Source organism: Streptomyces sp. P5F9 (assembly GCF_057961495.1).
Genome location: NZ_JBXVPZ010000463.1, coordinates 1 through 7,490, shown reverse-complemented (window position 1 = coordinate 7,490; position 7,490 = coordinate 1). Strand labels below are relative to the sequence as shown.

Here is a 7,490-nt window from a genome sequence, read left to right as displayed (position 1 = left end):
GGGCGGGCCAGGGCTGGGAGCGCTGCGCTGGCCAGGGTGAGGCCTACCGGTCGTTGGCGTCTTCACACAGGTTCCTCAGGGCTGCGAAATCCGCGTGTCCTGCAAGGCGTTCGTGAAGGCACGCCAAGCCTGTCGCCGGACGGTGAGTGAAGAACCCTTCTGGTTTTTCGAATCACGTATCAAAGCCCCATCTCTCGTACGCGCGCACTCGACACACTCCGTCCCACTCCCCCCGCTGTACGAGGACTTGAACCACTGGTGCGTCGAGGGCGCCGACATCAGGACTCCTTGCTTATGCGGTGGACGATGCCTGTGGAGGACTCAAGGTCGAGTGCCTGCGCGCTGAGGTACTCGAACGCCAACCTATAACGCCCCAGTTCCTGCGGCTTCTCCATGAAGAGGCCGCCGCTGAGTAGGTCCACGTACACCACGTCCAGGTCTGGAGTCGGGCCCCGGAGGATGGCGAAGCTGCCAACTGCCGCTGCATGTGCGCCCTTTGAGAAGGGGAGTACTTGGATGGTGATGTGAGGGCGCTCGGCGAGGGTGAGTAGATGCCCGAGTTGCTCTCGCATGACCTCGCGACCGCCGACCTGGCGACGGAGCGCCGCCTCATCGATCACGCACCAGATGCGCGGCGGGTCGTCGCGATCGAGGAGTTCTTGGCGCTTCATTCGAATGTCGACCATGTGCTGCACTTCGCGCTCGGGGCACTGCACCTCCGAGGCTCGGTGAACTGCCTCGGCGTAGGCGCGAGTTTGGAGTAGCCCGGGGATGTACATGCACGCGTAGTGGTCTTCGCGTACGACCTCGTCCTCAAGCGTGAGCATGAGGTTCATGGACTCAGGGATGGGGTCGGCGAGCGATCGCCACCAGCCTTGGATCTTCGCGCCCTTGGCCAGTTCGACGAGGGCGAGACGTTCTGCGTCAGAGGCTCCGTATTCGCGGCAAAGGGCGTCAACGGCCGGCCACTTGACCGTACCTTCCTTCGTCTCGTAGCGACTCAGTGTTGCCTTTGAGATGCCCACGCGTGCACCTGCTTCCTCCAGGGTCAAGCCCTTGGCTTCGCGGAGTCGGCGCAGGTCGGCGCCCAGCTGCCGCCTTCGAGTGGTGGGTCCAACTGGCATGCTTTCAGCCCTTCATGTCGATCTATCAGATCGTGCTGGGTGTTTGAGCCTGACGGCAAGGCAGCGCGCGCCGGGGGCGCGTGGGGTCGGGGTGCGCTCCTTCTAGTCAGAAATGAGAGTTCCATTTTGAGAGTTCCAGTGCAACCCTCGTGTGAAGGTAGTTACGCACTGCAACCTGCCGTGCAGGTGGAGGGGTTGGGACATGGACTGCACTACGTGCACGCCGAGGAAGGCATGGGAACTCCCGTTTCTGGCGGTTCCCGAGGAGGTGGCCGCACTTCGACGGGTGTTACGGATTCACCTCAAAATCTGGGGTCTGCAAGTACTGACCGTTGCGGTCCAGCTCTGCGTCAGCGAGCTCGTCTCCAACGTGATCACTCACGTGGGCGCAGGTACCCCGACAACCCTTGCCGTTTGTATGAACGGCACCCGCTTGCGCATCGAAGTCCACGACCCTGACACGCGGGCCCTTCCGACACTCGTGGATGCGAGCGATCACGCCGAAACAGGGCGCGGCATGGCGCTCGTCACTGCCACTTCTGACCGCTGGGGTGTTCAGCTCCTCGCCGATCGGAAGGTGACGTGGTGTGAGTTCGACACTGCTCTGCACGCGCCCGATGGGCCCTGTAGCAGCTGTCGGACAAGCCGGCTTGGGGCAGCAGTGACGGAGGCGGCAGCCATCGATGCCATCTTCGATCTTCTGCATTGGCTTCGGGCGCACGGCCACGACCCGGATGAAGCCCTGGACCGAGCTCAGATGCGTTTCGAGGCTGAGCTCGGTCTCGTGGGTGACTAGCCGGGCACCATCACCCAGCAACAACCGCGGAGTACGTCCAGACGTCCGCGGGGAGAGCGTGCTTCAACTTCCACTTGATTGCCATCGGCTTGCTCCCAGTGGAGCCGTCGAACTCGGCCGGGCCGAGCAGCATCCACGGCTGGGCACCGCCGATGTCCGTGCTTTTGTAGCGACGCATGAAGAGCAGGACCTGGCTCCCCTCGGCTACGTGATTCCGGTAGCGCAGACCTGTGGGAGACGTTGCCGAGGTCTGGTTCTGGGACTCCCAGTGGAAGAGGGTCTCGCTCAACGCGTAGTCGTGGTAGCGGGTTTGGGGAGAAAAGTCCTTCTCGTCCTTCTCCAGAGTGATGAGGAGCGCGTCGGTCTTGATGGACTCGCACCACTTCACGCCCTCGCGAAAGTCGGCCGGCATGAAGCCGCCGATGGAGGACTGGCCAAGGGCAGGGAGGATCTCTTCGCGGCTGTACGAAGCATGCACGGTCAGTGGAATGCCGCCCTGTCCACCCACGCCCAGAAGCGGGATCGGGACGTGTTCCGTGTGGGCAAGGTTGTACTTCAGTACCTGGCGCAACTCACTGCGAACTGCGCGCTGATCAAGCAGAGTTGAGAATCCGGCGTCGTAGTGCGCGAAGCCCTTGCGGGTGACGCCACCTAGCGGCCACAGCTGGAAGAAGAGCATGCGGGCGTAGGCCTGACCCTGCTCGTCGAGGTCGCCGTAGGCAGGAGCGTCGTCTGCCAGCATCCGCGTGTATGCGGCTACCCGCAGCGGGTCGTCTACGTGGAGAAAGGCGGACACGCGCTTGAGGAGGGCGGCCTCACCTTCCGGCGGCTCACCCTGCAGAAGTCCGGAGCGGCGCAGCAATCCCGTCCAGGAGTTGCCGTTGCCTCGGTAGAGCTCCTTCAGCTCGCGACCGCTTTCGTGCAGGTACCGGCTGAGCTTCGGCTCGGCATAGGCGGCGACCTCACGCGCCAGCGCCGTGACGTTGACGCCGATCTGGTCCTTGATGTTGGCGATGATGGTTCTCTTCGCCTTCTCCTCAAGGATGATTTGGCAGCCGGACGGCAGCTGCGGGAAGTCATGCTCGATGTTGTCCAGGAGCCGCTTGCGGGTGAGGTTCGTGAGCGCTCGGAACTGGTTCTCGAAGCGGAACTCCTTGCGGTGCTGCCCAATGAAGTCCAATACGGTGAGCACCGCCTTGTCCTCGGTGCGGCGGAGGCCGCGGCCGAGTTGCTGAAGGAAGACGGTGGCGCTGGAGGTGGGGCGCAGGAGAAGCAACGTATCCACGTCAGGGATGTCGAGCCCTTCGTTGAAGAGGTCGACCGAGAAGACCACTTGCACTGCCCCGGACCTGAGGTCTGCCAGGGCCTGTGCGCGCTCATTGCTGGATGATTCCCCGGACAGGGCAACGGCGTTGAGGCCGGCTGTTCGGAAGGACTCGGCCATGAAGTGCGCGTGCGCCACCGAGACGCAGAAACCCAGCGCCCGCATGGTCCCAGGGTCGGTGACCTTGTCCCTGACAGCCTTCACGACCAGCCGCGCCCGTGCCACGTTCCCCGTCAGCACGTTGCTCAAAGCGCCCGCGTCATACGCTCCACGCTTCCACTCCACCGTGCTCAAGTCGGTGGCGTCGGTGATACCGAAGTAGTGGAAGGGACTGAGGAGTTCATTTTCGAGTGCTTCCCACAGGCGCATCTCGGCGGCGATACGACCGTCGAAGAACTCGTCCTGGATGTTCTTGCCGTCCATGCGCTCGGGCGTTGCGGTAAGCCCGAGCAACTCGTCCGGCTGGAAGTGGTCAATGATCTTCCGGTACGTCGGTGAGGTCCCGTGGTGGAACTCGTCGATCACGATCACGTCGAAGTGATCACGGGCGAGACGGTCGAGCGTTCGTGCGTTCAGCGATTGGACGCTGGCGAACACGTGATTCCAGCGTTCCGGGATCTCACCGCTGTGAAGCGACTCTCCGAAGTTCGCGTCCATCAAGACGTCTTGGTAGGTCCGCAGGGACTGCTGCAGGATCTCCTTGCGGTGCGCGACGAACAGTAGCCGCAAGTCGCGGCCGTGCTTCTTCCGCAGCTGCCTGTAGTCGAGTGCAGCCATCACTGTCTTGCCGGTGCCTGTCGCTGCGACCAGCAGATTTCGGTGTACGTCATGCACATCCCGCTCGACGTCCAGCCGCTCCAACATGTCACGTTGATGCGGATACGGTCGTACCTCAAGGCCGGAGAGAGTAATCCCGCGGTCTTTAGCGGCAGTTGAAGAGGTCCCTCCTGCGATGGCCAAGGCTTCCTGGAGCCGTTCTCCGTCGGCGTCGGGGTCGTACGTCTCAAAGGACAGGTCGTTCCAGTACGCCTCGAAGGTCGCCTCGAACTTACGCAAGACGTCTGGCGTGGCGATCGAAGACAGCCGGACGTTCCACTCCAGGCCGTCGAGAAGCGCGGCCTTGGAGAGATTAGAACTGCCGACGTACGCGGTGTCGTAGCCGCTCTCACGACGGAACAGCCATGCCTTCGCGTGCAGTCGTGTCGATCGCGTCTCGTAGTTGACCTTGACCTCAGCGTTGAACTCCTGCACCAACCGGTCCAGCGCGCGCCGTTCGGTAGCGCCGATGTAGGTCGTCGTGATGACACGTATCGGCACGCCACGGTTGTGGGCGGCTTGCAGGGACTGCTCGATGATGCGCAGGCCGTGCCACTTCACGAAGGCGCAGAGCAGGTCGACGTGGTCGGCGGTGGCGAGCTCGGCACGTAGTTCGAAGCCGAGGCTTGGGTCCTCCGGCGAGTTGGTGATGAGGGCGGTGTCGGAGAGGGGGATACCGGGGCGCACGGCGAAGACGCCGGGCGCCTCCTGCCGTGTCAGGGCGAGGAGTTGGCGAGGGCCGTCAGCCACTAGGTCCACCCACTCTTGGGCGCCTTCGAGGGTGCTGATGGATTCCAGGATGTGGTTGGCCGCGTGTACCCGCTCCACGCTCGGAAGGCTTCGCAGCACGCGGCGCACGGTCTCAGCGACGTGCCGGGCCAGTACATGTGGCACTGACTCCGGCCCCACCGCATCGGTCACGGGATGCCAGCCGAGGCTGCCTAGTTCCTTCAACTGCTGCTCGAAGCGCAGGGTGATGAGCTCTTCGTAGAGGCCTGCCGGGGGCTCCGAAGGCACTCCTGGCTTGGTCACGTCGGCATCCCCCGCTCGCTCTGACAGATGTCCCATGTCTAACAGAGGGCACTGACACCGACACATGAGGCATGGGAGCGGTCGGTTCATGGATCGAAAATGATCAACATCGATTACTGGTTTGACATGACCGATCGAAGTCGGTCCAGTATGGGCTGTGGAAATCAAACGGGTGCCCGGGAACATCGATGGTGTCGTCGTAGGGGATCTCTTCGCTAGCCGCCGCGAGGTGTTGGGCGCCAAGCTTCATCAGACCAACCGGAAGGGCATCTCCTGGCTTGCGGATGAAGGGGACGGACTGCCGGTCGCTGACGCCATCGTTCTCAACGGTGGGTACGTGGATGACGACGATCGATGGACGTTCGTGAGGTACACGGGAGCGTCGGATGGGAAGTACCGCGACTCCGTTACCGGCCGACTCCTTCGCAGCCAATCGTGGGAAGACGTCGACAACGCCGCCCTCGCGCGCAGCTACGAGCGGAAACGTTCGATCCGTGTCATACGTGGCCATAAGGGTGACAAGCGTTACTCGCCACCCAAGGGCTATCGATTCGACGGCCTGTTCAGGGTTACGGCCATTCGCACGGCCACCTCTAAGTGGCCTGCTCCTGATGGTTCCAAGATCGATATCTGCCAGTTTGATCTGGAGCGGCTGCCTGACTCGGAGCAAGCACTCTCGGCCATGGGGAGTCGAGTTGCCGAAGCGCTCGAAGCGGTAGAGCAAGTCCTTGAGGAACCGGGCGAAGAGAGATACCCGGAGGCGCGGACCGTGGAGATTCAGCGCCTCATGCGGAGCGTTGCAACGTCACGTCGCGTCAAGAAGCTGTACGACGGACAGTGTCAACTTTGTGGCCTTCGCTTGCTTGGGCCGGATGGCGAGCCGCATAGCCAAGGTGCTCACATCAGGCCCTTGGGGAGGCCTCACAATGGACCCGATGTGGAGCCGAACATTCTCTGTGTCTGCCCCAACTGCCATGTCCGGCTGGACGTTGGCGCCGTTGTTGTGGACGAGGACTGGTCGATCATTGTGCGCGCAGCCATGTTCGGAACGCCTATGTTGCCGAAGCTCAAGATCAAGCGTTCGCATCGCGTGCATCCGGACTACCTGCGTTATCACCGTGAGTGGTGGGAGAAGCGAGGGGCCCGTGGACAGGGATCGTAGAGATTCGTCCCGCCACACGGCCGCCAAGTTGATGTAGGGCTTGGCGGCCGCGGAGCGCCCGTCGGGTCAACGGGGTTGCCCGTGGCACTCCCCATACGCCTCTCCCGACCCGCACCAGCAACTAGCCCCCCGCTGAGGCGGCCAAACCACAGCCCGCCCCCGCGCCGCCAGCGTCGTCGCATACTGCGGCAACAGATCAACATCCCCCGGCGAAGCCCCCTCGGACGCAGCGAACGCCTCATAAGAAGGCACCGTCCCCGTGACGATCCCAAGGTTCGGCGTCCCACTCGCCGCCAGCTCCCGCAGTGACCCCTCTATCGTCGCGAGGTGCTCCTCGTGCGAGGGGTACTCCACGGCCAGCGAGGCATACGCCCCCACCAGTTCGGCCAACTCCCCCTCGGGCCAGTGCAGTACGGCCACCGGGAACGGTCGGGACAACGCCTCACGGAACGCGCCCAGCTCCGCTCGCAGCCGGGAGATCTCGGCCTCCAGCTCCGCGGGGTTGTCCGACCCGAGCGACCACACCCTCTTCGGATCGTGCAGCTCGTCCAGGGACACCGGCGACGAGGAAGATGAGGAAGACGAGGATGAGGATGAGGGAGACGACGAGGACGCGTGGGACGAGTGCAGCGTGTCCGCCAGCGTGTCCCACTCGTCGTGGGGCACGCCCAGCATCCGACGCACCCGGTGCCGGCCGTACAGCAACGGGTGGGTGGAGTAAGGGGGTTCGGGGACGTCGGTCAGGAGCAGAGCCACCCCCTCCGTGAACGTCTCCTGCGCCGCCTCCAGCTCGTCGTGGGACTCCAGGGACTCCGCGACGATCACCCAGGGGGCGGGATCGCGCGGGGACGCGGTCCGTACCCCGTCGATGATGGCCCTGGCCTCGGCCTCGTGGCCGTACTCCCAGAGGTTCGAGGCCTTGAGGGCCCGTACCAGATGCGGGGTCTCCAGTGCGTCCGCCGACGACAGCAGGCGGTCGTAGAGCGCGGTGGCGGCGGGGCGGTCGCCGGCCAGTTCCAGGTGGGCCGCGGCCTGGAGGAGCAGGGCTTCGGCGTCCTCGGGGTAGCGGGCGGCGGTCCGTTCGAGGCGGGCCGCTTCGGCGGAGTGGTCGACGTTCTCGGCGGGCGTGTCGGGGCGCATGAACGACACGGTACTGCCGATGCCGACACAGATGGAGGCAAGGGCAGAGATATGCCCAGGTCGGCCGGTGAGAGTGGCGTGGGGGAGCGGTGGGGG

General features: G+C 64.0%; 6 protein-coding genes. 2 read left to right on the top strand and 4 right to left on the bottom strand.

All coding sequences use genetic code 11. The features are described from left to right. Positions 1 to 75: 75 nt before the first annotated feature. Together AC31A1_RS42585 and AC31A1_RS42580 are read right to left on the bottom strand one after the other, a co-directional pair. Positions 76 to 279: a DUF397 domain-containing protein gene (locus AC31A1_RS42585; protein ID WP_489658444.1), complete on the bottom strand. Its 204-nt coding sequence runs from the start codon at positions 277 to 279 to the stop codon at positions 76 to 78. Continuing rightward, on the bottom strand, positions 279 to 1,124 hold the full coding sequence (locus AC31A1_RS42580) for a helix-turn-helix domain-containing protein (RefSeq protein WP_489658443.1): 846 nt from the start codon (positions 1,122 to 1,124) through the stop codon (positions 279 to 281). Before AC31A1_RS42580 ends, AC31A1_RS42585 begins: the two co-directional genes overlap by 1 nt. Positions 1,125 to 1,326: 202 nt before the next feature. Between AC31A1_RS42580 and AC31A1_RS42575 the strand changes: the two genes are divergently transcribed. Then, entirely contained in the window at positions 1,327 to 1,920 is a 594-nt protein-coding gene (locus AC31A1_RS42575) for an ATP-binding protein (protein WP_489658442.1), read from the top strand. A gap of 10 nt (positions 1,921 to 1,930) precedes the next feature. Here AC31A1_RS42575 and AC31A1_RS42570 read toward each other — a convergent pair whose 3' ends face one another. Next, positions 1,931 to 5,092, bottom strand: coding sequence for a DEAD/DEAH box helicase (locus AC31A1_RS42570; RefSeq protein ID WP_489658441.1), 3,162 nt, complete (start codon positions 5,090 to 5,092; stop codon positions 1,931 to 1,933). A gap of 157 nt (positions 5,093 to 5,249) precedes the next feature. Between AC31A1_RS42570 and AC31A1_RS42565 the strand changes: the two genes are divergently transcribed. Further along, positions 5,250 to 6,254, top strand: a complete 1,005-nt coding sequence (locus AC31A1_RS42565) for a YDG/SRA domain-containing protein (RefSeq protein WP_489658440.1) — start codon at positions 5,250 to 5,252, stop codon at positions 6,252 to 6,254. Positions 6,255 to 6,320: 66 nt separating this feature from the next. Here AC31A1_RS42565 and AC31A1_RS42560 read toward each other — a convergent pair whose 3' ends face one another. Beyond that, positions 6,321 to 7,394 (bottom strand): SEC-C domain-containing protein, encoded by a 1,074-nt coding sequence (locus tag AC31A1_RS42560; protein ID WP_489658439.1) that lies wholly within the window; start codon positions 7,392 to 7,394, stop codon positions 6,321 to 6,323. Positions 7,395 to 7,490 lie beyond the last annotated feature (96 nt).

Bases quoted from the DNA above. Each gene is read 5' to 3' on its own strand.
- AC31A1_RS42585 (WP_489658444.1), bottom strand. From the start codon at position 279: ATGTCGGCGCCCTCGACGCACCAGTGGTTCAAGTCCTCGTACAGCGGG.
- AC31A1_RS42580 (WP_489658443.1), bottom strand. From the start codon at position 1,124: ATGCCAGTTGGACCCACCACTCGAAGGCGGCAGCTGGGCGCCGACCTG.
- AC31A1_RS42575 (WP_489658442.1), top strand. From the start codon at position 1,327: ATGGACTGCACTACGTGCACGCCGAGGAAGGCATGGGAACTCCCGTTT.
- AC31A1_RS42560 (WP_489658439.1), bottom strand. From the start codon at position 7,394: ATGCGCCCCGACACGCCCGCCGAGAACGTCGACCACTCCGCCGAAGCG.